At 66.1% G+C, this 25,870-nt stretch carries 16 protein-coding genes; 8 read left to right on the top strand and 8 right to left on the bottom strand.

Annotated elements, in window-relative coordinates:
• Positions 1 to 37 precede the first annotated feature (37 nt).
• Positions 38 to 595 (top strand): biotin transporter BioY, encoded by a 558-nt coding sequence (locus I6F24_RS08830; protein WP_225126003.1) that lies wholly within the window; start codon positions 38 to 40, stop codon positions 593 to 595.
• 10 nt (positions 596 to 605) lie between these two features.
• Here the strand turns inward: I6F24_RS08830 and I6F24_RS08825 are convergent, their stop codons facing one another.
• Both I6F24_RS08825 and I6F24_RS08820 read right to left on the bottom strand, forming a co-directional pair.
• Positions 606 to 1,838: an FAD-binding oxidoreductase gene (locus I6F24_RS08825; protein ID WP_036022890.1), complete on the bottom strand. Its 1,233-nt coding sequence runs from the start codon at positions 1,836 to 1,838 to the stop codon at positions 606 to 608.
• 66 nt (positions 1,839 to 1,904) lie between these two features.
• The gene (locus I6F24_RS08820) at positions 1,905 to 5,012 is read right to left on the bottom strand and encodes a ribonuclease E/G (RefSeq protein WP_225149551.1); all 3,108 of its coding nucleotides are present in this window, start codon (positions 5,010 to 5,012) and stop codon (positions 1,905 to 1,907) included.
• 705 nt (positions 5,013 to 5,717) lie between these two features.
• Here I6F24_RS08820 and I6F24_RS08815 point away from each other — a divergent pair.
• From I6F24_RS08815 to I6F24_RS08795, 5 genes are all read left to right on the top strand, one after another.
• Positions 5,718 to 7,013 (top strand): N-acetylmuramoyl-L-alanine amidase, encoded by a 1,296-nt coding sequence (locus tag I6F24_RS08815; RefSeq protein ID WP_225149552.1) that lies wholly within the window; start codon positions 5,718 to 5,720, stop codon positions 7,011 to 7,013.
• A gap of 227 nt (positions 7,014 to 7,240) precedes the next feature.
• Positions 7,241 to 9,742, top strand: coding sequence for a penicillin-binding protein 1A (locus tag I6F24_RS08810; RefSeq protein WP_036022896.1), 2,502 nt, complete (start codon positions 7,241 to 7,243; stop codon positions 9,740 to 9,742).
• Between the two features lie 107 nt (positions 9,743 to 9,849).
• A protein-coding gene (prfB, locus tag I6F24_RS08805) for a peptide chain release factor 2 (protein ID WP_100213427.1) occupies positions 9,850 to 10,981 on the top strand; the annotation gives its coding sequence in 2 pieces (ribosomal slippage) (positions 9,850 to 9,918 and positions 9,920 to 10,981; 1,131 coding nt in all).
• Between the two features lie 2 nt (positions 10,982 to 10,983).
• Positions 10,984 to 11,865 carry an NAD(P)-dependent oxidoreductase gene (locus I6F24_RS08800; protein ID WP_225149553.1) on the top strand — a complete coding sequence of 294 codons (882 nt, stop codon included), beginning with the start codon at positions 10,984 to 10,986 and terminating at the stop codon, positions 11,863 to 11,865.
• Between the two features lie 134 nt (positions 11,866 to 11,999).
• The gene (locus I6F24_RS08795; protein ID WP_225149554.1) at positions 12,000 to 12,983 is read left to right on the top strand and encodes a DMT family transporter; all 984 of its coding nucleotides are present in this window, start codon (positions 12,000 to 12,002) and stop codon (positions 12,981 to 12,983) included.
• Here the strand turns inward: I6F24_RS08795 and I6F24_RS08790 are convergent.
• A complete protein-coding gene (locus tag I6F24_RS08790; protein WP_197424455.1) occupies positions 12,970 to 14,325 on the bottom strand; it encodes a M23 family metallopeptidase in 1,356 nt (451 codons plus the stop codon). The genes I6F24_RS08795 and I6F24_RS08790 overlap by 14 nt on opposite strands.
• 80 nt (positions 14,326 to 14,405) lie before the next feature.
• The gene (locus I6F24_RS08785; protein ID WP_225149744.1) at positions 14,406 to 15,119 is read right to left on the bottom strand and encodes a peroxiredoxin; all 714 of its coding nucleotides are present in this window, start codon (positions 15,117 to 15,119) and stop codon (positions 14,406 to 14,408) included.
• A gap of 195 nt (positions 15,120 to 15,314) precedes the next feature.
• On the opposite strand from I6F24_RS08785, the gene I6F24_RS08780 reads away from it, so the two are divergent.
• On the top strand, positions 15,315 to 19,121 hold the full coding sequence (locus I6F24_RS08780) for a DUF3971 domain-containing protein (RefSeq protein ID WP_225149555.1): 3,807 nt from the start codon (positions 15,315 to 15,317) through the stop codon (positions 19,119 to 19,121).
• Between the two features lie 156 nt (positions 19,122 to 19,277).
• Here I6F24_RS08780 and I6F24_RS08775 read toward each other — a convergent pair whose 3' ends face one another.
• The 4 genes from I6F24_RS08775 to tyrS form a co-directional block, all read right to left on the bottom strand.
• Positions 19,278 to 20,972, bottom strand: coding sequence for a methyl-accepting chemotaxis protein (locus I6F24_RS08775; protein WP_036000014.1), 1,695 nt, complete (start codon positions 20,970 to 20,972; stop codon positions 19,278 to 19,280).
• Between the two features lie 392 nt (positions 20,973 to 21,364).
• Positions 21,365 to 21,775 carry a DoxX family protein gene (locus tag I6F24_RS08770; protein WP_036000011.1) on the bottom strand — a complete coding sequence of 137 codons (411 nt, stop codon included), beginning with the start codon at positions 21,773 to 21,775 and terminating at the stop codon, positions 21,365 to 21,367.
• A gap of 228 nt (positions 21,776 to 22,003) precedes the next feature.
• Entirely contained in the window at positions 22,004 to 23,287 is a 1,284-nt protein-coding gene (locus I6F24_RS08765) for an MFS transporter (protein ID WP_225125553.1), read from the bottom strand.
• Positions 23,288 to 23,343: 56 nt separating this feature from the next.
• Positions 23,344 to 24,597, bottom strand: a complete 1,254-nt coding sequence (tyrS, locus tag I6F24_RS08760; RefSeq protein WP_225125552.1) for a tyrosine--tRNA ligase — start codon at positions 24,595 to 24,597, stop codon at positions 23,344 to 23,346.
• A 166-nt stretch (positions 24,598 to 24,763) separates the two neighbouring features.
• On the opposite strand from tyrS, the gene I6F24_RS08755 reads away from it, so the two are divergent.
• Entirely contained in the window at positions 24,764 to 25,867 is a 1,104-nt protein-coding gene (locus I6F24_RS08755) for an anhydro-N-acetylmuramic acid kinase (RefSeq protein ID WP_225125551.1), read from the top strand.
• Positions 25,868 to 25,870 lie beyond the last annotated feature (3 nt).

Genomic DNA, 25,870 nt, shown 5'->3' with positions numbered 1-25,870 from the left:
GTCCGCCGCTACGCCACATTCTTCTCTCGCCGCATTGATGTGGCCGACGCGACCGGGCGAAGCCGTCGGCGCGCTGCGTGCCGTCGTGCTGGTCGCGCTCGGCACGGCGTTGATGGCGCTGTCGGCAAAGGTGAATCTGCCGCTGCCTTACGTGCCCATGACGTTGCAGACGTTGGTGGTGCTGATGATCGGCGCCGCCTATGGCTGGCGCCTCGGCAGCGCGACCATGATCGCTTACCTCGCCGAGGGCGCGATCGGGCTTCCGGTGTTCGCCGGCCCCGTGGGTGGGATCGCGCCGCTGGTCGGCCCGACCGCGGGCTATCTGTTCGGTTTCGTGCTGGCTGCGTTCGCGACCGGTTGGCTCGCCGAGCGCGGCTGGGATCGCAGCGTCATGCTGCTATTTGCGGCGATGGCTGTTGGCCACATCGTCATTCTCGCGGCCGGATTCGGCTGGCTGGCATTCGGCCTTGGTCTCGGCGCCGCCAAGGCCTGGCAGGTCGGCATCATGCCGTTCATTGCGGCCTCGCTGGTCAAGAATGCGCTCGGCGCGACCCTGATTCCGGCGGCGCGCCGGATTGTCGAGCGTCGCGGATAGGACGCGCTCGCTAAAATCGCTCGGGCCGGTACGGCGTGGGATCGACCGCGGGCGTTTCGCCGCTCATCATTTCCGCGAGCAGGCGCCCGGTCGCAGGTCCCAGCGTAAAACCCTGGTGGCCGTGGCCGAAATTCATCCACAGGCCGGGGTGGCGCGGGGCTGGGCCGAGCACCGGGAGCATATCGGGCGTGCAGGGCCTCGTGCCGAACCACGGATCCGGCTCGACCCGTTTGCCGAGGTCGATCAGCTCGCGCGCCGAGGCTTCGGCGCTGGCGAGCTGCACCGGGGTTGCGAGCGCGTCCGCGCCCGTCAATTCCGCGCCGGTGGTGATGCGGATGCCCTTGGCCATCGGCCCCATGGCGTAGCCACGGGCCTTGTCGACCAGCGGCAGGTCGAGCGAAGCGCCGCCGCTGTAATGCATGTGGTAGCCGCGCTTGCGCACCAGCGGGATGCGATAGCCGAACTTGTACAATAAATCAGGCGACCACGGCCCGAGCGTCACGACGGCGTGGGCAGCGTCGATGCGGCCCTGGTCGGTGTCCACCGACCAGCCGGTCGCGGTCTGTCGCAGCGACTGCGCATCACCGAGCACGATCCTGCCGCCGAGCCGTACGAACAGCTCGGCATAGGCCGTGACCAGCGCGCCGGGATCGGACACGGTCCAGGTGTCGAGCCAGTGGATCGCTCCCGGGAGATCATCGCGCAGGATCGGCTCGGCCCTGGCAAGCTCGCTGCCCGACAGCACGCGGTAGTTCACGCCAAATTCGCGCTGATCTTCCTCGGCAGCCTTGACCGAGAGATCCAACGAAGCGGCATCGCGAAACAGCGCTCGGTAGCCGGCGCGGCGGATGAGATTGTCGGCATGCGCCTCGCGGATCAGGATGTCGTGCTCGGCCGTTGCGTAGGCGATCAGCCGTGCCCAGGCCTCGATCGCCTCGCGATGCCGCCTCGGCGCCGAATGCCACCAATAGCGGAGCAGGGGCTCGATGTGGAGATGCAGCGAGGAGAGGCTGTAGCGCACGTCGTTGGTGCGGCCGGTCGCTATCTTCAAAAGCGAAGCGAGGTCGCGCGGCATCGGATAGGGGCGTACCGCTTCGGCCTGGATCATCCCCGCGTTGCCGTAGCTGGTCTCGCGGCCCGGCTCCCTGCGATCGATCAGCGTCACCCACCAGCCGCGCCGCTGCAGATGCAGCGCGGCGCCGACGCCCACCATGCCGCCGCCGAGAATGATCGCGCTTTGCATCGCAACTGACCTCATCAAATCAAAACCGCCCGGTTGGGCCGGGCGGTTTCGATTCCATTTGTCCCTTTACTCGCCGCCGCCGAAACGGCGTGACCACCAGCCGGCACGACGTGGGGCGGCCGGGGTTTCGCTTGCCGCCTCCGGCGCGGGCTCAGGTGCCGGCGCGGGTGGAGCAACCGGCTCGGTCGCCTCTGCCGCCGGCGTTGCGGGCTCCGCCTGGCTGTTCGCCAGGAAGCTCACCTTTTCGCGCACGGTGGAGCGGCGCCGCGCGGCCCTGTCGCCGGCTGACTCGTCGTCCGGCGTTGCGGTCGTCGCGGCGGGAGCGGGCTCCGGCTGGGCTGGCGCCTCGGTCCGGATCTCGGCGTGCGGCTCAGGCTCCGCAACTTGCGGCTCGCCGGTCGGCTCGGCCTGCGCGATCGAAGGCGAAGCCTGGCTGCCGAGGCCGTCGAAATCGGCCACTGCATCGGCAGCTTCCGGCGGCGGGTTGGTGCCGAGCTCGTCGCTGATGGAGCCGGCAAGACCTTCCTCGCCGCCACCGCGACGGCGGCGACCGCCGCGGCGGCCACGCCGACGCCGGCGATCACCGCTGCCCTGCTGTTCGCCACGGGCGGCCTGTTCCTCGCCTTCCTCACCGTCCTGCTCGGACTCGGTCTCCTCCTCGCTTTCGCCGGCGATCATCGCGGGCTCAGGCACGGTCGGCGCCGTATCCTCGCGCAACTCTCCTTCGCGCTGGCCGCCGCGGCCGCGCCGGCGGCGCCGGCGCTTGCGGCGCTGGCCGTCCTGCTCCGAGGCTGCCTCGCCGCCAGCCTGCTCGTCGGCAAGGCCTTCGGTCTCGTCGGTTTCGACCTCGGATTCCGTCTCCAGGTCGAAGACGTCCTCGTCGTCATAGGCCTCTTCGGCCGGTGGCGGCGGGCTCGCAGCGGCTTGCGCAACGAGCAGCGCCTTGGCGGCTTCGAGCGTATGCACCTGCTCGCCGCGGTCGATCACATAGGCCTGCGGACCGCTGACGCCGGGATCGGCGATCACCGACAGCGTGACCTTGAAGCCGTTCTCGAGATCGCGCAGATGGCCGCGCTTGTGGTTCAGCACATAGAGCGCGACGTCGGTGCGGGTGCGGACCACGAGATTGTGGGTGGCGCCCTTCATCAGGATCTCTTCGAGGCCGCGCAGGAGCTGCAGCGCCACCGAGGACACCGAGCGGACGTGGCCGGTGCCGCCGCAATGCGGGCACGGATCGGTCGAGGATTCCAGCACGCTGGCGCGGATGCGCTGGCGCGACATCTCGAGCAGGCCGAAATGCGAGATGCGGCCGACCTGGATGCGCGCGCGATCCTGCCTGAGGCAATCGGACAGCTTGCGCTCGACCGCGCGGTTGTTGCGCTTCTCGTCCATGTCGATGAAATCGATGACGATCAGGCCGGCGAGGTCGCGTAACCGGAGCTGGCGGGCGACCTCTTCAGCCGCTTCCATGTTGGTCTTGAGCGCGGTGTCCTCGATATGGTGCTCGCGCGTCGATCGTCCCGAGTTGACGTCGATCGAGACCAGCGCCTCGGTCTGGTTGATGACGATGTAGCCGCCGGAGCGCAGCTGCACGGTCGGCGAGAACATCGCATCGAGCTGGCTCTCGACGCCCATGCGCGAGAACAGCGGCTGGCCGTCGCGATATTGCTTCACCGCGCCAACATTGGCGGGCATCAGCATCTTCATGAAGTCGCGGGCCTCGCGGTGGCCGGCTTCGCCGGCGACCAGGATCTCGTCGATCTCCTTGTTGTAGAGGTCGCGCAGCGAGCGCTTGATCAGCGAGCCTTCCTCGTAGACGAGGGTCGGGGCCTGCGATTTCAGCGTGAGGTCGCGCACCGTCTCCCACATCCGGATCAGATATTCGAAGTCGCGCTTGATCTCGGGCTTGGTCCGGGCGGCGCCCGCGGTACGCAGGATGATGCCCATGCCCTCGGGCACGTCGAGGTCCTGCACCACTTCCTTCAGGCGCGAGCGGTCCTGCGCGCTGGTGATCTTGCGGCTAATGCCGCCGCCGCGTGCGGTGTTCGGCATCAGGACGGCGTAGCGGCCGGCGAGCGAGAGGTAGGTCGTCAGCGCCGCGCCCTTGTTGCCGCGCTCTTCCTTGACGACCTGAACCAGCATCACCTGGCGGCGCTTGATGACTTCCTGGATCTTGTACTGGCGGCGCGGGCGGAAGGTGCGCTCCGGCACTTCCTCGAGCACGTCGTCGCCGCCGACGGATTCGACGACTTCCTCTTCGGCATCCTCGCCGTCCTCGTCCTCGTCGTCCTCCTCGGCTGCTTCCCCGGCGTCCGCATGCGGGGCTTCCGTGCTTTCGCCGGCGGTGTAGATGGCCTCGGCCGGCTCGGCGGCCGATGTCACGGCTTCGGCCAGAGGCTCCGCCTGCGCTTCCGCGGCATGAGCTTCTGGAGCGGGAACGTCGAAGGTTGACGCCGGCTGCGGCTCGGCAGCGGTTTCGACCGCGGGCTCGGCGCCGACCGCCGCGACAGGCGCGGGCGTCTCGTCGGCGTGATCATGATCGTGATGATCGCGTTCGTCCTCGCGGCCGTGGGCATCATCGTGAGCGTGATCGTGCTCGTCATCGCGGGCATGACGATGTTCGTCATGATCATGGTCACCATGATCGGGATCGTGGCCTTCGTGCTCGCCATGATGCTCCGTATCGGCGTGCGGATGCTCGCCCTCGGCATGCTCGGGCAGCGCGGCGCCTTCGACCGGCTGAGCGGCGGGATCGGCGCCGGCTTCGAGACCTTCGACGATGTCGCTGCGCACGCGCTCGCCATGACCGCGGCGGCGGGCGTTGCGGTGCCGCGAGCGGCGACGGCCGTGCGAGCGGTTCTCGCTTTCTTCCTCGGCCTCGCGATGGGCCTGTTCCTCGGCCTCGATCAGCGCCTGCCGGTCGGCGACCGGGATCTGGTAATAGTCGGGATGGATTTCGCTGAAGGCGAGAAAGCCGTGGCGATTGCCGCCATATTCGACGAAAGCAGCCTGGAGCGAGGGTTCGACCCTTGTGACCTTGGCGAGGTAGATATTCCCGCGCAGTTGCTTGCGTTGCGCGGTCTCGAAATCAAACTCTTCGACACGATTGCCGCGGACCACGACGACCCGGGTCTCCTCCGGGTGGGTGGCATCGATCAACATCTTGTTGGGCATGTCTTAACTCTTGGCGGCGGCGGACGCGATAAGCCGTGGGCGCGTATCGCGCCGGCGGGTGACGCGACGGTCCACCTGATTCGGGGGTGAGGGGAAGGCCGAAACGCCGTCTCTCGCGCCTTGCCGAACCGGAAGCTTCAGGACCATTGCGACGCACGGGATTGTCACTCCGCAGCGTCGCGAATGCTCCTTCAGATTTCGTCGGCACAGTCTGGCGCATCAAGCGTCGGCCCGTATGAAACACTGGGCGGCGAGGCCGCCCTTCAATCAGTTGCTGCTGGCCAGGCACGGCGCGAGCGCGCTCGCCTTGGGGATCACGAACCGCCCCCTTGGGATCAAGGGACCGGGTAATGGGTTACGCCGCTGTCAGAACCGTCCCGGCAACATGAGTGGTAGCCCGAGACCGTCCGCCGCCGGGGCTTGACCCGCTCCACCTCGCTGCCGCGCACCGCGCTGGTCATAGAGGGAAGTGGAAAACGCTGGAATTCTCAAACCTTGAGAGTTCCGGCGCTGCACCGGGAGGCTGAATGCGACACAACCGGAAATATCGGCCGTCAGCATTCCGTACATACGAGGAATGAGCCATCCGTGCAAGGGAGCGTCGCACGGCGGTCACAGTCGGCGAGTTTCGCGTTTCCGTCATTAAGGATCGATTAACCCTGTGGTTCTATTGCGTTAAGAGAGCTGCTCGGAGGCACGGAATCGGTGGCGAGCCGCACAAATCGACGGATTTTGCTGGGGGGCGTGTTGCTATGCACTGCGGCATTGCCCTGTGCCGATTCCGCGCGCCTGATCGCCGCCGAGAGCCGGCTGCAACCTGCTGCCGTTGCGGCGAATTTTCCGGTCGCCTCGGCCGCCCGCCTGGCCGGCGACGGCAAGCAGACCCGCTTCATCCTCGACCTCGACCAGACCGTCACCTTCCGCGCCGTCACGCTGGGCGACCCCTACCGCGTGGTGGTGGACGTGCCGCAGGTCAATTTTCAGCTGCCCGCCGGGACCGGAAGCGGGGGGCGGGGGCTGGTCAAGGCCTTCCGCTACGGGCTCGTCATGCCCGGCGGCTCGCGAATCGTGTTCGACCTGACCGGACCGGCGAAGATCGCCAAATCCTACGTGCTGGAGGCGGCCAACGGCCAACCGGCCCGGCTCGTGCTCGAGCTGGAGGAGGTCGAGCGCACCGCCTTCGTGTCGTCACGTGCCCCCGAGAACCGTCCCGAGCTGCGGCCCGCAATCGCTGAAGCGCCGCCTGCCACGGCTCCCAGTGCCGCGGCCCCCGATGGCGCGCAGCAGAAGGCCGATACTCGACCGGTGGTGGTGATCGATCCCGGCCACGGCGGCATCGACAACGGGACGCAGTCGAGCGGCGAGAGCGAGAAAAACCTGGTGCTGGCCTTTGGCCTGGCGCTCCGCGACAAGCTGGAAAAAGCCGGCAAGTACCGCGTGGTCATGACGCGGGACGACGACACCTTCGTTCCGCTCAATGACCGCACCAAGATCGCCCGCAATCTCAAGGCGGCCTTGTTCGTCTCGATCCACGCCGATGCGCTGCCGCGGGCGGAAGGGGATGCGCAGGGCGCGACCATCTATACGCTCTCCGACAAGGCGTCCGACGCCGAGGCCCAGCGGCTGGCGGATGCGGAGAACCGCGCCGATGCGATCGCCGGCTTCAACCTCGCGGAGGAGCCGACCGACGTCGCCGACATCCTGATCGACCTCACACAGCGGGAAACCCGCACCTTTTCAAACCGTTTCGCCCGCCATTTGATGAGCGAAATGAAGCAGACGGTGCGGATGCACAAGCATCCCCTGAAATCCGCCGGCTTCCGGGTTCTGAAGGCGCCCGACGTGCCATCGGTGCTGGTCGAGATCGGCTACGTCTCCAACAAGGGCGATCTCGAGCAGCTGGTCTCCGAGGGCTGGCGCTCCCGCGCCGTGGGCTCGATGGCCCAGGCGATCGACGGATTTTTGACGAAGCGGATGGCCACGGCGGGGACGTCGAACTGAGCCGGTTTGTTCCTCCCGGCCCGAAGGCCCTAGTTTGGCCACAGCGGACGCTTTATAGAAACCGGTAGAGGGTTCCGGAATCGGCGAGAACCTGTTCGGCAAGCGTCTTAAGTCCGGCCTCCATGTGATTGCGTAAGCCGGTGAATTCGCGGCGTGAGGTTGGTACCGTTTTGTGTGCCAAAGGGCTGATACTGGGCTGATCCAGAGTTTGAACGGATAAACAGATAATGCGCTTGCTGGTGCGGTTCATGGGCTTCCTGTTCGCCGCGGGAACAGTGGTGTTCCTTGTTGGCGTCGGGGCCGTGGCAGGCCTGATCTGGCATTTCTCCAAGGACTTGCCGGACTACTCTCAGCTTCAGGATTACGAGCCGCCGGTGATGACGCGTGTGCACGCGGTCGACGGTTCGCTGGTCGGCGAATACGCCAAGGAGCGGCGGCTGTATCTGCCGATCCAGGCGGTGCCGAAGCTCGTGATCAACGCCTTCCTCGCGGCCGAGGACAAGAATTTCTACGAGCATGGCGGCATCGACTACACCGGCATGGCTCGCGCAGGCCTGCTCTATCTGCAGAACTACGGCTCCAACCGCCGTCCGCAGGGTGCGTCCACGATTACGCAGCAGGTCGCCAAGAACTTCCTGCTCACCAACGAGGTCTCCTTCTCACGCAAGATCAAGGAAGCCTTGCTGGCGATGCGCATCGAGAAGACCTATTCGAAGGACAAAATCCTCGAACTGTATCTCAACGAGATCTATCTCGGCCTCGGCGCCTACGGCATCGCGGCGGCCTCGCTGGTCTATTTCGACAAGTCGGTGAACGAGCTGACGGTGGCGGAAGCGTCCTATCTGGCGGCGCTGCCGAAGATGCCGGCGACGCTGCATCCGGTCCGCAACCGCGACCGCGCCATCGAGCGCCGCAATTACGTGATCGACCGTCTCGTGGAAAACGGCTGGATCAAGCAGGCCGACGCGGACAAGTCGCGCAAGGAGCCGCTCGCCGTCACCAGCCGTTCCAACGGCGCCCACACCTTTGCCGGCGAATATTTCGCCGAGGAAGTCCGCCGCGACATTTTCGAGCGCTACGGCGAGAAGAAGCTCTACGAGGGTGGCCTGTCGGTTCGCACCACGCTCGATCCGAAGATTCAGGTCATGGCGCGCAAGGCCATGGTCGCCGGCCTCGTGAATTATGACGAGCAGCAGGGTTATCGCGGCGCCATCAGCAAGCTCGACATCTCGGGCGACTGGGGCGTGAAGCTCGCCGAGATCAAGTCGCTGTCCGACATCTCGCCTTGGCGCATGGCGGTGGTGTTGGAGACCAGCGATCAGTCGGCACGGATCGGCTTTCAGCCTGGCCGCGAGCTCGGCGGTGCGGTGAGCAAGCAGCGCGAGACCGGCATCGTCACGGTCGACGGCGTGCGCTGGGCGCGGGCGCTGCAGGGCGGCACGAGAGGCAAGACGCCGACAGCGGTGTCGCAGGTGCTCCAGCCCGGCGACGTCATCTATGCCGATCCCCTCTACAAGGACGGCCACCCCGTCGAGGGCCAGTACCGGCTTCGCCAGATTCCGGAAGTCTCCGGCGCGATGGTGGCGATGGATCCCTGGACCGGCCGCGTGCTCGCGATGGTCGGCGGCTTCTCGTTCGACCAGAGCCAGTTCAATCGCGCCACGCAGGCCTACCGGCAGCCCGGTTCGTCGTTCAAGCCGATCGTCTATTCGGCTGCGCTCGACAACGGCTATACGCCCTCGACCGTCGTGCTCGACGCGCCCATCGAGATCGACCAGGGCCAGGGCGCCGGCGTGTGGCGGCCTGAAAACTTCTCCTCGGGCAAGTTCCAGGGACCGGTGACGCTGCGCAATGCGCTGCGGCAATCGCTCAACACCGTGACGGTGCGCCTCGCGCAGGACATCGGCATGCCCCTGATCGGCGAATATTCCCGCCGCTTCGGCGTCTATGACGAACTGCCGAACTATCTCTCCTACGCGCTCGGCGCCGGCGAGACCACGGCGATGCGCATGGTCACGGCGTACTCGATGCTCGCCAATGGCGGCCGCCGCGTGAAGCCGACGCTGATCGACCGCATCCAGGACCGTTACGGCCGCACCATCTTCAAGCACGACCAGCGCGAATGCCGCGGCTGCGACGCGCCGGGCGGCTGGAAGAACCAGCCCGAGCCGCAGCTGATCGACCGCCGCGAGCAGGTGCTGGATTCCATGACCGCCTATCAGATCACCGAGCTGATGGAGGGTGTGGTGCAGTCCGGTACGGCCACGGTGATCAAGGAGGTCGGCAAGCCCGTCGCCGGCAAGACCGGCACCACCAACGAGGCCAAGGACGCCTGGTTCGTCGGCTTCTCGCCGGACATCGCAGTCGCAGTTTACATGGGCTACGACAAGCCGCGTCCGCTCGGCAAGGGCAATGCCGCGACCGGCGGCCATCTCGCTGCTCCGATCGTGCGTGACTTCCTCAAGCTCGCGCTCGCCGACAAGCCCGCGGTCCCGTTCAAGGTGCCCGCCGGCATCAAGCTCGTTCGCGTCGTCGCCAAGACCGGCATGCGCGCCGGCCCCGGCGAGACCGGCGGAACCATCCTCGAAGCCTTCAAGCCCGGCACGGCGCCGCCGGACAATTATTCGGTCATCGGCGTTGCCGACGCCGACGGGCGCGGCATGCCGGTGCAGCAGCAGCAGCCGGATTCCGGCTTCCTCTTCCGGCCGGGCACTGGCGGGTTGTGGTAGGCCGCGGATAAGGCCGGCGATCACGGTTTGGGCGGTTGCGCTTTGCGGCCGCCGCCGCTACATCCCCTCTCGAACTGCACGCGGGATTCCGCAAGACAGAGAACAACATGCGCGCCGAAATCGAACGGTTGGTAGAAGAGATCAAGCAGTCAGTCGGGCTGCTGAGGAGGCATCTTTGACGTCGAGAAATCGACGGCGCGCCTCGCTGAGCTGAACAAGCTCGCAGAAGATCCCAATCTCTGGAACGACCCTCAGAAAGCCCAGAAGCTGATGCAGGAGCGCACCTCGCTTGAGGATGCGCTCTCAGGCATCGGCAAGGTCGAGCAGGAGCTCGAAGACGACATCGGCATGATCGAGCTCGGCGAGGCCGAGGGCGATGACGGCGTCGTCGCCGAAGCCGAAGCTGCGCTGAAGAACCTCAAGAAGGAAGTGGCGCGGCGCGAGCTCGAGGCACTGCTCTCGGGCGAAGCCGACCGCTTCGATTCCTATCTCGAAGTCCATGCCGGCGCCGGCGGCACCGAGAGCCAGGACTGGGCGCAGATGCTCCTGCGCATGTACACGCGCTGGGCCGAAACCCACGGCTTCAAGGTCGAGTATCTCGAAGAGTCCGAGGGCGAAGAGGCCGGCATCAAGTCGGCGACCATCCAGGTCTCCGGTCACAACGCCTACGGCTGGCTGAAGACTGAAGCCGGCGTGCATCGGCTGGTGCGCATCTCGCCATTCGATTCCAACGCGCGGCGGCACACCTCGTTCTCGAGCGTGCAGGTGTTCCCCGTCATCGACGACAGCATCAAGATCGACATCAAGGAATCCGACGTCCGCGTCGACACGATGCGATCGGGCGGTGCCGGCGGCCAGCACGTCAACAAGACCGAATCCGCGGTGCGCCTGACGCATATCCCGACCGGCGTCGCCGTGGTCTGCCAGGCCGGCCGCTCCCAGCACAAGAACCGGGCGCAGGCCTGGGACATGCTGCGCGCGCGTCTGTACGAGATCGAACTGAAGAAGCGCGAGGAGAAGGCCGCTGCCGACCAGGCTGCCAAGACCGACATCGGCTGGGGCCACCAGATCCGCTCCTACGTGCTGCAGCCCTATCAGATGGTGAAGGATTTGCGCACGGGCGTGCAGACTTCCGACACATCGGGCGTGCTCAATGGCGAGCTCGACGAGTTCATGGCCGCGACCTTGGCGCAGCGCGCCTTCGGCACCACCGCCGGCGACGTCGAGGACGTGGACTAGCCATGTCCCGAATCGCCTTCATCGGGCTTGGGCGGATGGGCCATGGCATGGCCGGCCGCTATCTCGATGCCGGCTTCACGGTAACGATCTGGAATCGCAGCAAGGCAAAGGCCGAGGACCTGATCGCGCGCGGCGCGATTTGGGCGACCTCGCCGGAGGATGCCGCGATCGATGCCGACGCGGTCGTGACCATGGTCACCGACGACGAGGCCTCGCGCGCGGTCTGGCTCGGGCCTGACGGCGCCGCCAAGACGGCGAAGGCCGGCACCATCGCGATCGAATGCTCCACCGTCTCCTATGACCATTCCCGTGAGATGGGCCGCGAGCTCAACGCGCGCGGGCTGATCTATATCGACTGCCCGGTGACGGGATTGCCGGACGCGGCGGCGGCCGGGAAGTTGACGCTCTTGGTTGGCGCCGACGCGGCCGATCTCGAGCGCGCGCGGCCCTATCTGACGCCGATCGGTTCGACCATCCGCCATTTCGGCGCGGTCGGCTCCGGCACGGTCTACAAGCTGATCAACAATCTCATGGGCGCGATCCAGATCGCCGGCCTCGCCGAGGGCCTTGCGATTGCCGAGCAGGCCGGGCTCGACATGAACCTGGTGCTGGAATCGATCCAGGCAGGCGTCGCGGCAAGCCCGCAGGTAGCGCGTCACTCCAAGCGCATGGTCGCCCGCGATTTCAGCGGCGCGACCTTCACCGCAGCGCTGCGGCACAAGGATGCCGCCTACGCCGTGAAGCTCGCCGAGAGCCTGCTCGCGGGCAAGCCGCTGGTCGCGCGCGCCGCGGTCGAGGCGTACGCGCAGGCGAAAGCGGTGATACCGGACGATGATGAAGGCAGGATGATCGAGCTGGTGTCGCGGCCGAAGAAGCCATCCTAGTCAAACCGCGCTAACCGGTGCCCCTCAGTCACTCCATTCGCGCCGAGCATCGGTTTGTAAACCGGGACCTCGTCAGAAATCGGGTGGCGACATTGATCGCACCGTTCTAGGCCATGGGGCTGAGGTAAGACCCCATGCCCGACAATGACCACCGGATCGATGCACGCGACTGGTCGCTGCTCGCTCTGCTCTCGATCCTCTGGGGCGGTTCGTTCTTCTTCAACGGCGCGGCCTTGCGGGAATTGCCGCCGCTGACACTGGTGTTTTTGCGCGTGGCGCTCGGCGCTGCGATGCTGCTGCCGCTGCTGCGCGCACATGGCATCGGCTTTCCCAAAAGCTGGGCGGGCTGGGCGCCGTTCATCGCGATCGGGCTGCTCAACAACGTCGTCCCGTTTTCGCTGATCGCGATCGGCCAAACTTTCATTCCGAGTGGGCTGGCCTCGATCCTGAACGCGACCACGCCGATGTTCACGGTGGCCGTGATGATTGCAGCGGGCCAGGAGGCCTTGCAGATGCGCCGCCTGGCCGGGGTGGCGTTGGGCTTTGCCGGCGTGATCCTGCTGCGCGGATGGGGCTTCGAGACCAGGCCGGGACAGGGGCTCGGCATTCTGCTCTGCCTCGGCGGCGCACTGAGCTACGGCTTTGCGGCGCTGGCGGCGCGGCGATTGCTGAAGGACGCAGCGCCGCTGGGGACGGCGACGTTTCAATTGATGTCATCCACGGTGATGATAGCGGTTGTCGCCGGCGTCGTGGAGCAGCCTTGGCAGTTACCGATGCCGAGCCTCACGACCTGGCTCGCCGTGCTCGGCCTCGCCGGGCTTTCGACGGCGCTCGCCTACATCGTCTTCTTTCAGATCGTGCGGCGCTCGGGTGCGAGCAACGTCATGCTGGTGACGCTGCTCATTCCGGTCACCGCCATCCTGCTGGGCTGGCTGGTGCTGGGTGAGCCGATCTCCGGCCGCGAGATCGCGGGAGCAATCGTCATCGGCAGCGCGCTGCTGGTGATCGACGGGCGTGCATTCAGCTTGCTGCGCAAGCTCTCGGCCGCCAGTCGTTGCTCTGGCTCTCGGGAAGTTCTGCGCGGCAAAACTGAAAAGCGCGGGCCTAACCCGCGCTGAGCCGCACGCCGGCGCGCAGGAATTTCTGTGGATCGACCGCTTCACCTTCGATGCGGGTCTCATAGTGCAAATGCGGGCCGGTGGAGCGGCCGGTCGAGCCGACGAGGCCGATGACCTGGCCGATCTTCACGATCTCGCCGACCCTGACGTTGATCTCGGAGAGATGGCCGTAGCGGGTCGAAAGCCCGTTGCCGTGATCCACCTCGACCATGCGGCCATAGCCGCCGGACCAGCCGGCGGAAACCACCTTGCCGTAGGCGGTGACGCGGACGGGATCACCGCTGGCGGCGCGGAAATCAAGGCCGGTGTGCATCGCGGGCCGACCCAGGAAAGGATCGCTGCGTACACCGAAGCCGGACGTGAACTCGACCTCGCCGATGACGGGCTTGCGATACGGCACCAACGCCAGCGTGCGGTTGAGACGGTCCATCTCGGCGCGCGTGGTGTGGATGCGGTGGAGCTGCTTCTCGAACGGTCCGGCATTCGCCGTCAACTTGACGGGGACGAACGGTCCGCCCATCGCACTGCGCGGCACGGCGGCTTCGAGATGGGCAAGGTTCAGGCCGAGGTCGCTGACCACGCTGCGCATCCGGCGCATGCGCGAATCCATGCTTTCCTCGACCGCGTTGAGCGTCGCCATCTGGCGCCGCTCGACCTGATCAAGCGAGGTCGTGAGCCGGACCAGCACGTTGTCGAAACCGCGGTTCTTGGCGAACTGGCTGGTCGGCGTTGCCGCAACGCTCGGCGCGCGCGATTCGAGGCGCGCTTCGCGATCCGGTGGCGCCACGAAGATCACGGTGTCGCTGATGGGCGACGGTTTTGGCGTGGTCGGGCTTGCATCGCTGCGCTGCGGAGCGGCGCGGGGAATCGAGCCGGTCACGTCGGGCATGGCGCCGAGCGCCGTGGCCCGGGACTCGAGCGCCGTCTGGCGCTTCATGATCTGGTCGAGCTTTTGGTCGAACTGCTCCTGGTCGAGCAATTGACGGCTGGTGGTGCGATCGATCTTGGCGCGCAGCTCGGCGATGCGGTCCTCATAGGCGTATTGCATCTCGGCCTGGCGGGCGATCAGCCGGGTCAGGACGTCGTCACGGAACGCGAAATAGGTGGCGGTGGCGGCCGACCACAGCCCGAGCAGCACCACGGTGCCGACCACGATCCAGAACACCACGGGTCCGAAGCGGACCTGCTTGCCGGCATGCACGATGGTGTAGGCATCGTCGGTGGCGGGCAGGGGAATCGCGGTCACCGCCGCCGGGGCACCCAGAGGGCGCCGGAAGGCGCGTCCGTGATCGTGAGGATGATGTTGGGGGTACTGCGAGTATTGGGCAGAACTTTTCGACATCGGCACTCCCGCGCCGGTCGGATGGGTTCCTTGCGGCTCAATTGCCGCCGCAATCTGGGCCGCTCATGGTAAAGGATTGGTTAAAGGCTCCTTGCCGCCTCCAGCACTTCGTCGGCATGGCCATGGACCCGGACATTGCGCCAGATCCGCGCGACTTTACCGTCAGTCCCGACCAGCACCGTGGTGCGAAGGATCCCAAGGAAGCTCTTGCCATACATGGACTTTTCGCCCCAGGCCCCATAAGCCTCCAGCATCTCATGCGTCTCGTCCGAGATGAGGGGGACGCCGAGCTTGTGCTTGTCGCGAAACTTCTCCTGGGCCCTTAACGGATCGGCGGAGATGCCGAGCACCGCGGTGCCGGCGGCCGCGAAGGCGCCCGCCAGGCGCGTGAAGTCGATCGCCTCCCGCGTGCAGCCGGGGGTGTCGGCGCGGGGGTAGAAGAACAGGACGAGCTTTCGGCCGGCATAGTCGGCCAGCGTGACCACGTCGCCGCCATCGCGCGGCAGGCGGAAGGCCGGGGCCTTTTGGCCCTCGGCCAAGCCGGACTTCAAGCCCGACTTCAAGCCCGACTTGGCCGCAGCCGGAGAGGAGGCGGATTTGGAGGATTTTAACTGTTTCGATGCGGCCTTATGCGATCCTGCTTTTGCTATGGTCGCAGCTGATTTGCGTGCCGGTGTCCGCTGCGTTTTCGCGGATCTTGTTTGAGTCGATGCCCGCGTTTTTGCGGACTTCTTTGCAGCGGTCGGACTGCCGGAGGGCGTTTTGGACGATTTCTTTCGGGATTTCTTGGACATACGCCTTCCTTTCGACGCTTTCGGCAGGTCAACCGAAGCGGTATTGCAGCTCTTGTCCGGCGAGCCGGAATCGTGCCCTCGGCTGGGCAAGTCTGGCGACGCCGGAGTATGGTTACAAGGAATTCCACGCACCACCCCACTGCTCGTTGAACGCGCTCCCGGGGCGAAATGACGAACAGCAGGAATATTCGAGGTATGGCGGCAGTGCCGGCGCAGGGAGCATCACTTCCCGCGAACGGCTGCGGTCCCGGCGGCGCTCAGTCCTATGACGGGCGCCTGTATCGAGAGACAATGGCAAGGAATACGTCGCCCCAGGACTACAACCGGGATTTTGATCGGCGCGGCGGCCAACTCGAGCCGCAGGAATGGGACGACGCCGACTGGGATCCGGATCAGGAAGCGGCTGCGCGCAATCGCGCACGCCGGTTGCTGGCGCGTTCCGGTTCGGGCTTTCTTCGCTTCGGTGGTGGATTTAGCGCGCTGCGCCGCTGGACGGGTGGGGGACGCTGGCTGAAGCGCCTGGCGGTGGCCGTCGCCACCGTTATCGTCATTTTCATCGGCTGTTTCGGTGCGCTGTGGTGGCGGCTCGGTGCCGGTCCCATCAGTCTGGACATCGCAACGCCGTGGCTCGCAGCCGCGATCGAGGACAATATCGGCCACGGCAACACCGTTGAGGTCGGCGGCACCCAGATCGAGCGGGCCGGCCGGGTCCGCGTCGCCGTCCGCATCCGAGACATCATCGTTCGCGACCGCGATCACGCCGTCGTCGCCAGCGCGCCGAAGGCCGAGGTGAGGCTGTCGGGTGCGGCCCTCCTGATGGGGCACCTGCGAGCCGAGAGTCTCAACCTGGTCGATGCCGAGCTCGCCATCCGCATTGCGCCCGACGGCACCGTCACCGTGTCCGCCGGCGACACCGCAAAGCCGCTGGCGACCGGTGTCGCGTCCAAGAAGGACGCGGGCCTGCCGCCGACATTCCCGCGCAGCGGTGTCCCCCCGCCGCCATTCGCGACCGCGCCTGCGAGCCCGGACGCATCGCAGGCCGCACCGCAGGCGACCGCGCAGAGCGGCATCCTTCAGGGCCTCGACTGGCTCGACAGCCTGAGCATGACGGGCCTCGACGGTCAGAACCTCAACGAGATCGGTCTGAAAAACGGCGTCCTGATCGTCGACGATCAGCAGCGCGGCAGCAAATGGTCGTTCGAGAACATCACGCTCAGCCTGAGGCGGCCGAGCCGCGGCGGCGTCGCGCTCAGCCTCGGCGAGCAGGGCGCGCGTCCGTGGCTGCTGCGCGCCACGATCGGACCGGCCGAGAACGGCGTGCGCTCGGTCGACATCAAGGCCGACAAGGTCTCGACCTCCAACATCCTGCTGGCGCTGCGGGTGAAGGACCTCACCTACACCGCCGACCTGCCGCTGACGGGCGAGCTCAAGGGCGAGCTCGGCCGCGACGGCGTGCCGACCTTCTTCCGCGGCAAGATCGCGGCCGGCGCCGGCAATATCATCGATACCGACACGCCCGACTACCCGATGGCAATCGACTCGGCCGAGATCAACGTCGAGTGGGATGCGAACCGGCGGGTGCTGGTCGCGCCGTTCAAGGTTCTCTCCGGCGCGAACCGCCTGACGCTGCTGGCCCATCTCGAGCCACCCAACGGCAACATCAACGACTGGCAGCTCGGCTTCAGCGGCGGGTCGATCCTGCTCGGCGGCATCGACAACGAGCCGCCGCTCGTCTTCAACCGCATTGCGATCGGCTTCCGCTTCGACGCCGACCACAAGCGCATCCTGCTGACACAGGCCGACGTCTCCAACGGCGAGATCGGCGTCGCCGGCACCGGCGCCCTCGACTATTCGGGCGAGCCGCGGCTCACCCTCGGTTTTGCGGGCACGCCGATGTCGGCCTCCGCCTTGAAGCGGATGTGGCCGACGCTGATCGTCCCCGAATTGCGTGAATGGGTGATCGAACGGATCGAGCGCGGCACGCTCCAGCGCATCGAGATCGGCGTCAACTCGCCGACCAGGAACCTGCCGCGCAAGGGTCCGCCCATTCCGGACGACGGCCTGTCGGTCAACATCGTGGCGAGCGGCGTTGCGGTCCGGCCCGTGGACGGCATGCCGGTGGTGCGCGATGCCGATCTGAAGGCGCGCGTGACCGGACGCACCGCGACCGTCAACATCGGGCAGGGCATTGCCGATACCCCCGCGGGCCGCAAGGTCACGATCTCCGATTTCGTGTTCGAGGTGCCCGACATGGCGCCGAAGCCGTCGCCGTCGCGGAGCAGATTCCGTGTGGAAGGGCCGGTGCCCGCGGCCGCTGAAATGCTCGCCAATGATCGGCTGAGCGACCTGTCGGCGACCGTCGTCGATCCCAACACCAGCAAGGGAACGTTCTCGGCGAACATCCAGCTCGGCATGCCGGTCAAGGGCGAGCTGACCAAGGCCGACACCACCTACGCCGTCACCGCCGATCTCAACGGTTTTGCCGCCGACAAGCTGGTGATGAACCAGAAGCTGGAAGCCAACAACCTCAAGATATCAGCCAACAACCAGGGCTATCAGGTCAGGGGCGACGTCAAGATCAACGGCCAGGCGGCCTCGCTCGATTATCGCAAGCCGGCCGAGGGCGACGCGGATGTCAGGCTGCAGGCGACGCTGGACGATGCCAGCCGCGCGCGGCTCGGCTTCGATCTCAGCCCCGCAGTCATCGGATCGTTGCCGATCAAGCTGTCGGGCAAGATCGCGAGCGGCGCGGATCAGACGACGAAGCTCGGCGTCGAGGCCGATCTGACCTCGGTCAGGCTCGACAACATCCTGCCCGGCTGGGTCAAGCTGCCGGGCAAGTCCGGCAAGGCCAGCTTCAAGGTGGTGCCGACGGCGCAATCGACGCGTTTCGAGGACATCGTCATCGAAGGCGGCGGCGCCTCGATCAAGGGCTCGCTCGAGCTCGACGCGAACAGCGATCTCGTGAACGCGAACTTCCCGACCTACGCGCCGTCCGACGGCGACAAGGCCTCGCTCAGGGTGGAGCGCAGCCAGGACGGTGTGCTGCGCGGCACCATGCGTGGCGACGTGTTCGACGGCCGCGGCTTCCTGAAGTCGGCGATCTCAGGCAATTCCAAGGACGACAAGAACAAGCTGAAGAACGTCGATTTCGACATCGACGTGAAGCTCGGTGCCGTCGCCGGCTTCAACGGCGAGGCCATGCGCAGCCTCGATGCCAAGATGTCGAAGCGCAATGGGGCTATCAAGGCGTTCACGCTGAGCGGCAAGATCGGCCGCGACACGCCTGTCGCTGCCGACCTGCGCGGCGGCCGTGCCCAGGGCAACCGCGAGGTGATCTACCTGCAGACCAACGACGCCGGCGCGCTGCTGCGTTTCACCGACACCTACACCAAGGCGGTCGGCGGCCAGATGGTGGTCGCGATGGAGCCGCCGTCTTCCGAGCCGAACGCCGCGCGCGAGGGCCTGATCAATGTCCGCGACTTCACCGTGAAGGGCGAGGCGCAGCTCGAACGCGTTGCCGCCGGCGCGCCGAATGGGACCGGGAATGGCGTCTCCTTCAGCGCACTTCGCGCCGAGTTCACGCGGCAGAACGGTGCGCTCACGGTCCGTGACGGCGTGGTCAAGGGGCCGATGATCGGTGCCACCATCGAGGGCTCGATCGACTATCCCGGCAACCAGGTCTGCATGAGCGGCACCTTCGTGCCGATGTACGGCGTCAACAACATCTTCGGCCAGATCCCGCTGTTCGGCATCTTCCTCGGTGGCGGCAACAATGAGGGGCTGATCGGCGTGACCTACGAGGTCGTCGGCACGCCAGCCGCGCCCGTGATGCGCGTCAATCCGATCTCGGCGATGGCGCCGGGCCTGTTCCGCAAGATCTTCGAGTTCAACACCGGCAAGCAGAACTCGCCATTCGAGGAATTCCCATCGCATTCGAACGACGGCTCGACCGGATCGACGCGCCAGCTGTCGAGCGGTTGCACCCTCGCGCGGCGGTAATCCCCACATTCCCAGGTGCTCGTCATGCCCGGGCTTGTCCCGAGCATCCACGTTCTTCGTGCGGCGCGGCCAAAAACGTGGATGGCCGGGACAAGCCCGGCCATGACGAATGTGGCGATGCTTTCGCGCCAAACGTTTTGCGGCTGGAGCGGGGCGTCAGGCCGCGCGCACGCCCTTCAGGAACGTTCCGACTTCGCCGGAGAGCTGCTCGGCCTGCTTGGAGAGGTTGCTGGCTGCTGCGAGCACCATGCCGGCAGCGTTGCCGGTCTCGTTGGCTGCGGTGGAGACGCCGCCGATATTGGTGGTGACCTCTTTGGTCGCCTCCGCGGTCTGCGAGACGCTGCGGGCGATCTCGGCGGTGGCGGCGCCTTGCTCCTCGATGGCCGCGCCGATCGAGGTGGCGATGCGGCTGACCTCCTCGATGGTGGCGGTGATGCCGCCGATCGCATCGACAGCTTCCTTGGTGGCGCCCTGGATCTGGGCGATCTTGTCGCCGATCTCGCGGGTGGCTTCCGCGGTCTGGCTCGCCAGCGACTTCACCTCGGAAGCGACCACGGCAAAGCCGCGGCCGGCTTCGCCGGCGCGGGCGGCCTCGATGGTGGCGTTGAGCGCGAGCAGGTTGGTCTGCGCCGCGATGTTGGAGATCAGCTCGGCGACATGCTCGATCTGCTGGGCGCCGTCCGAGAGTGCGCGCACGATGGTGTCGGTGCGGCGGGCGCTGTCCACCGCACGTCCCGTGACCTCGGCCGATTGCGCGACCTGGCGGCTGATCTCGGTGATGGAGGAGGAGAGCTCCTCGGCGGCGGAGGCGACGGTCTGGACGCGCTGGCTGGCCTCATTGGCGGCCGAGCCGACCACGGCGGCGCGGCGATTGGTGCCTTCGGCGGTCGACGACATCGACTTGGCCGTGGTCTCCAATTCACCGGAGCCGGAGGCCATCAGGCCGACGAGCTGGCCGACGGAGGCATCGAAGCGGTCGGCAAGGGCGATCAGGGCCTCGCGCTTCTCCTGCTCGCTGCGGGCCTTGGCCGCGACCTGCTCGGCCTCCAGCGTGCGGGCCGTGAGCGCGGTCTGCCTGAGGATTTCGAGCGTCTCGGCCATGCGGCCGATCTCGTCGCCGCGGTCGGTCTCCTCGACCGGCTTGTCGATGGCGCCTTCGGAAATCGCCTGCATGCGGTTCTTCTGACGGTCGAGCGCGCCGAGCACGTCGCGGGCGATCAGCCAGGACAGCGCCGCCATCAGCAGCATCAGGCCGATGCCGATGGCGCCAAGCTCCAGCGTCAAGGCGCGCACATCGGCGTCGATGTCGTCGACATAGAGGCCGTAGCTGATGATGACGTTCCAGGGCGCGAATTTGCGCGCGAACACGGTCTTGCGGACCGGCTCGGTCTGGCCGGGACGGGGGTAGAGATAGGAGGTGACGCCGCCCTGCGCAGTCTCGCTGCCGGCCTTGATGATGGCGTCGGCAATCAGCACGCCGTTTGAATCCTTGGCGCCGGTGATCTTGCCTTCGAGCTGCTGGTTGGCGCCGTTCACGACCAGGGAGCCGTCCGGATTGTAAACCACCGGATAGCCCTGGTTGCCGTTGAAGTTCATGCGGCGGCCGCGCTGGTGGAACAGGCTCTTGGCCTCGGCCGGCGTCAGCTTGCCGGCGGTCACTTCGTCCTGGAGCGCTTGGGCATAGTTGTAGAGGAGCTCGACGGCGGTCCGCATCTGCTGGACGCGGTCCTCCATCATCCGGCTCTTGCTGAGCACGGCCGATACGCCGATGATGGCTGTGACCGTGAGAGCCGCGAGGCAGACCATGCTGGCAAGCTTGGTACGGATCTTCAGATGACTCAGCAGTTTCATCACAGCCCCTACGGAATGGTTGTTATTGCTCGCACCGGTAGCATGAAGTTCTTACCAATCATGAATGGAGGCATGCGGCGGCCTGCCGCGCGGACAACGTGCGCAGGCGCGTGCGCAATGGTGCAGGCAAATCGCCGTGCAGACGGACTCCAGGCCGTCTGGGGAAGGGAATCGATCTTGGGTTTTGGCAGCTAGACCGTCTGGACGGACCTGCAATGAATCGATTCGTTCATCGCATCATCATGTCTCTGCTGCTCGTCGCCGCCCTCGTTCTGATCTGGAACGTGCTGGGCGCGCGCTGAGACGGCACCGGAGATCTGCCGGCGCCATCCTCGTGCTTAGCGGATGAGATGTGCTTCAGCGGGGCGCGGATGCGCCCGCCGGTCCGGCGGCTATTTCTTGCCCATCGCTGCGTCGACGCTGACCGGGCCTCCGCCCGCCGCCGAGAGATACAGGCAGGCGAAGCAGAACAGGATCGCCAGGGTGCCGTTGTTCAGCAGCGGCAGGAAGATCGGCGTCTCGCCCCTGAACATGTGGCCCATGAAGTAGGCGAAAGCCATTTCACCGGACAAGATGAAGGCTGCGAGGCGCGAGAACAGGCCGATCATGAGCAGCCCGCCAAGCACCAGTTCGAGCGCACCGGCGGCGCCGTAAAGCGACATCAGCTCGACCTTGGCGAACATTGGGACAGCCGGAAACTTGAACAGCTTGGCGACGCCGTACTGGAACAGCAGCAGGCCGGTGATGAAGCGAAACAGGCTCAGGAGAACCGGTTGAAAGCGAGTGAGATAAGGAAAGTCCATTGGTTTGCCCTCCATCCAATGCTGGACCCAATGCTGCGACTTGGACCGTATTCGCTTCCGCCTCGCAAGCCACCAGGATCAATTCAGCGCTGACATTTTCGTCATGTCGGACAAAACACCGCAAGGCGCCGCCAAGAGCTGCACGCGACCCTCTTTTTTGCACGTTCGCCTCGCGCTCGTCCGTAGGATTCCGGTGAAACCAGGGTGTGCAGGTTACGTCGGGGAGACCTACTCCCGCAAAGCAGGGACGACCAGGAACGGAATCATTCCGAGGATCACGCTCGCAAGTGCGAAGACGAGCAGGAGATCGTAGCCGTGCGTGGCATCGTGGATCAGGCCGCCGCTCCATGAACCGAAGGCCGAGCCGAGGCCGCTGCCGATCGAGATCGTGCCGAAGATGGTGCCGACGCGTTTGCCGCGAAAGATCTTCATGGCGGTGGCGCTGATCAGCGGCCCGCGGGAGCCCATCATGCTGCCGAAGCAGACGACGAAACCGGTGAGCAGAATGACGTTCGGATAGTACTGCAGCAGCCAGAGCAGAACGATGCCGAGAATCGAGATCGCGTAGCTGAGCAGCACCGACGGCCGCCGTCCGATCAGGCCGTCGAGCGCGGAGACGCCGAGCATGCCGAACACCAGCACGATTCCGGAGAAGCCCCAGGCGGTCGCAGCCTGGAGCGGCGGAAAGCCGGCGTCGATCAGATAGGCCACGATCTGCGCCGCGATCGCATACATGCCGACCGCGGTGAAGAAGAAGGTCGAGAACAGCGCCCAGAATGCGTGGTGGCGCATCGCGCTCGCAAGCGTCCAGCCGCTGTCGACGAAGTCAGGATCGCTCTTCTTGGCGACGTGCGGCGAGCCGGCCGCGAACATGCGCCAGGGAAGCAGCAGCAGCGGCGCCAGCAGCCCGAGCGCTGCAAAGCCGAACAGCTGGTAGGTCTCGCGCCAGCCGAGATGATCGATCAGAAGCTGCGAGGCCGGCAGCAAGGCCAGCACGCCGCCGCCCATTGCCGAATAGACCACCGCCATGGCGGTCGGCAGCTTTGGTCCGAACCAGCGGCCGAGCAGGATGGAGTTCGGCACATTGCCGATGAAGGCAACGCCGATGCCGACGCAGATTCCGATCGAGAGCTGGAATTGCCAGAGCGCGTGCGCATGGCTCGCGATCAGAAAGGCCGAACCGAGCAGGAGTAAGCCGAGCGCATAGACGAGGCGTGGTCCGGAATGATCGAACAGGCGCCCGACCAGGGGTGCAGTCATGCCGCTGACGAGCCAGGTGAGGGAGTAGATCGAGACGGCCTGGGCGCGATCCCAGCCGAGGCTTTCGGAGATCGGCTTGAGGAAGACCGTGAAGCTCTCGCTCAAGCCCCGGCCAAGAACAGCCAGCGTGAAGCAGAGGCCGAGCACGACGAGTGCGGTGCGCACCCCGTCCCGCCGGGCGCCTCCGACCCTTTCCTTGCCCGTTTCCGCTGTCGTTTCCGCTTTCGTTTCCTTGGGCCTGTCCTGTTTCATTGCCGTCAGGGAGCGCGCATCCGTGCGCCCTGACAAGCAGTGAAAAGCTCATACGCCTATGCAGGCCTGATGAGCACGTGCTTCTTCTTGCCAAAGGACAGCTTGATCACGCCTTCCGGCGTCAGGTGGCCTGCCGACAGCGCCATCTTGTCGTCGGTGACGGGCGCGTCGTTGACGCGCAGGCCGCCGCCTTTGATCTGGCGCCTCGCTTCGCCGTTGGAGCCGACGAGGCCAGCCTTGACGAAGGCGTTGAGCACGCCGAGGCCGGCGTCGAGTTCGCCGCGCGGAATTTCCACGGTCGGCAGGCTCTCGGCAAGCGCGCCTTCCTCGAAGGTGCGGCGCGCGGTCTCGGCGGCTTCGTTCGCGGCGTCGCGGCCGTGCAGCAGCGCGGTCGCTTCGGTTGCGAGCACCTTCTTGGCCTCGTTGATCTCCGAGCCGCCGAGCGCCTCGAGCTTCCTGATCTCGGCCATCGGCAGTGTCGTGAACAGTTTCAGGAACTTGCCGACGTCGGCGTCCTCGGTGTTGCGCCAGTATTGCCAGAAGTCGTAAGGGCTGAACTGGTCGGCGTTGAGCCACACCGCGCCTTGCGCGGTCTTGCCCATCTTGGCGCCCGAGGCGGTCGTCAGCAGCGGCGTCGTCAGCGCGAACAGCTGGTGGGTGCCCATGCGGCGGCCGAGATCGACGCCCATAATGATGTTGCCCCATTGGTCCGAGCCGCCCATCTGGAGGCGGCAGCCGGTGCGCTTGGCCAGCTCGACGAAGTCGTAGGCCTGGCAGACCATGTAATTGAACTCGATGAAGCTCATCTCCTGCTCGCGCTCGAGGCGCAGCCGCACGGAATCCATGGTCAGCATGCGGTTGACCGAGAAGTGCCGGCCGACGTCGCGCAGCATCTCGATCCAGTTCAGCTTGGTCAGCCATTCCGCATTGTCGAGCATGACCGCGTCGCTCTTGCCCTCGCCGTAGCGCAGCACCTTGGCGAACACGCCGCGGATCGATTCCTTGTTGGCCTCGATCTCGGCGATGGTGCGCATCGCGCGCGTCTCGTCTTTGCCGGAGGGATCGCCCACCATGGTGGTGCCGCCGCCCATCAGCGTAATCGGCTTGTTGCCGGACTGCTGCAGCCAGTGCAGCATCATCATGGTCAGGTAATTGCCGATGTGCAGCGAGCGGGCGGTGCAATCGTAGCCGACATAGGTGGTGGCCTCGCCCTTGGCGGCGAGCGCGTCCAGCCCCTCGAAATCGGAGCATTGGTGGATGAATCCACGTTCCTGCAGGGTGTTGAGGAAATCCGATTTAAATGCAGTCATCTGTCGGCGTGCCTGACAATTCTTGGTTTACCGTTTTGGGGGCAATTTAAGGGTCTTCCGCGGGAACCCGGTTGGCCGCCCGCCACTTGGCGCGTTGGCATTATAAGATGTGCCCCTCTGGCACAAGATCGGCATGCCAGCGCGGGTCTCTTGAGGATGCTGGTCCATGATGTTGACGGCACTCGGTTTGATGAGCGGCACCTCGCTGGACGGGGTTGATGTCGCGCTGATCGAAACCGACGGAAAGCAGGTGAAGGCGTTCGGGCCGTCCGGTTACCGGCCCTATGGCCCGGCCGAGCGCAACCTGCTGCGCCAGGCCTTGAGCGAGGCCGTGCAGCTGCAGCAACGCGACGCCCGCCCGGGCATTCTGGGTGATGCCGAGCGGGCGGTGACGCAGGCCCATGCCGAGGCGGTTGCAGCCTTCCTCGCCCAGAATCGGATGAGGCCGGAGGACATCGACATTGTCGGCTTCCACGGCCAGACCGCGCTGCACCGGCCCGAAAGACGGCTGACGGTGCAGATTGGCGACGCGCCGGCGCTGGCAAGGGCCCTCCATATTCCTGTCATGCACGACTTCCGCGCCGCCGACGTCGAGGCGGGCGGGCAGGGCGCGCCGCTCGTGCCGGTCTACCACCGCGCGCTCGCCCATTCGCTGGAGCGCGAAGGGCCGATCGTCGTGGTCAATATCGGCGGCGTCTCCAACATCACCTATATCGACGGCAACGAAACGCTGATCGCCTGTGACACCGGCCCCGGCAACGCGCTGCTGGACGATTTCATGTACCGCAGCATGAACCAGGCGTTCGATGCCGAAGGCAAATTCGCCGCTCTCGGCAAGGTGGACGAAGCCTGGATCGCGCAGGCGCTGGAGGTGCCGTTCTTCGCAAGCCCGCCGCCGAAATCGCTCGACCGCAACGATTTTGCGGCCCTGCGGCTCGGCGACGTCGCGCCTGCCGACGGCGCAGCGACGCTGACCGCCTTCACCGCGGCCGCGATCGCCCGCGTCATTCCTCTTCTGCCGCGACGGCCGCGCAGCTGGATTGTCTGCGGCGGCGGCGCGCGCAATCTCACCATGCTGCGGATGCTGCGGGAGCGGGTGGGCTCGGCCACGGTCGAGGCGGCCGAAACGCTCGGCTGGGCCTCGGACGCCATCGAGGCGCAGGCCTTCGGCTTTCTCGCCGTCCGCGGCATGAAGGGCCTGCCACTGTCCTATCCGGCGACCACGGGCGTGCCGATGCCGATGACCGGCGGGGTGATCGCCAGGCCGTAAAGC

The organism is Bradyrhizobium sp. BRP23 (assembly GCF_020194135.1).
Taxonomy (GTDB): domain Bacteria; phylum Pseudomonadota; class Alphaproteobacteria; order Rhizobiales; family Xanthobacteraceae; genus Bradyrhizobium; species Bradyrhizobium yuanmingense.
This window is presented reverse-complemented; position numbering and strand designations above follow the sequence as displayed.

Excerpts from the sequence above, each read along its gene's own strand:
- I6F24_RS08825 (WP_036022890.1), bottom strand. The coding sequence starts at position 1,838 with ATGCAAAGCGCGATCATTCTCGGCGGCGGCATGGTGGGCGTCGGCGCC.
- I6F24_RS08765 (WP_225125553.1), bottom strand. The coding sequence starts at position 23,287 with ATGAAACAGGACAGGCCCAAGGAAACGAAAGCGGAAACGACAGCGGAA.
- I6F24_RS08775 (WP_036000014.1), bottom strand. The coding sequence starts at position 20,972 with ATGAAACTGCTGAGTCATCTGAAGATCCGTACCAAGCTTGCCAGCATG.
- I6F24_RS08830 (WP_225126003.1), top strand. The coding sequence starts at position 38 with ATGTGGCCGACGCGACCGGGCGAAGCCGTCGGCGCGCTGCGTGCCGTC.
- tyrS (WP_225125552.1), bottom strand. The coding sequence starts at position 24,597 with ATGACTGCATTTAAATCGGATTTCCTCAACACCCTGCAGGAACGTGGA.
- I6F24_RS08785 (WP_225149744.1), bottom strand. The coding sequence starts at position 15,119 with ATGTCCAAGAAATCCCGAAAGAAATCGTCCAAAACGCCCTCCGGCAGT.
- I6F24_RS08795 (WP_225149554.1), top strand. The coding sequence starts at position 12,000 with ATGCCCGACAATGACCACCGGATCGATGCACGCGACTGGTCGCTGCTC.
- I6F24_RS08780 (WP_225149555.1), top strand. The coding sequence starts at position 15,315 with ATGGCGGCAGTGCCGGCGCAGGGAGCATCACTTCCCGCGAACGGCTGC.
- I6F24_RS08800 (WP_225149553.1), top strand. The coding sequence starts at position 10,984 with ATGTCCCGAATCGCCTTCATCGGGCTTGGGCGGATGGGCCATGGCATG.
- I6F24_RS08755 (WP_225125551.1), top strand. The coding sequence starts at position 24,764 with ATGATGTTGACGGCACTCGGTTTGATGAGCGGCACCTCGCTGGACGGG.
- I6F24_RS08770 (WP_036000011.1), bottom strand. The coding sequence starts at position 21,775 with ATGGACTTTCCTTATCTCACTCGCTTTCAACCGGTTCTCCTGAGCCTG.
- I6F24_RS08820 (WP_225149551.1), bottom strand. The coding sequence starts at position 5,012 with ATGCCCAACAAGATGTTGATCGATGCCACCCACCCGGAGGAGACCCGG.
- I6F24_RS08810 (WP_036022896.1), top strand. The coding sequence starts at position 7,241 with ATGCGCTTGCTGGTGCGGTTCATGGGCTTCCTGTTCGCCGCGGGAACA.
- I6F24_RS08790 (WP_197424455.1), bottom strand. The coding sequence starts at position 14,325 with ATGTCGAAAAGTTCTGCCCAATACTCGCAGTACCCCCAACATCATCCT.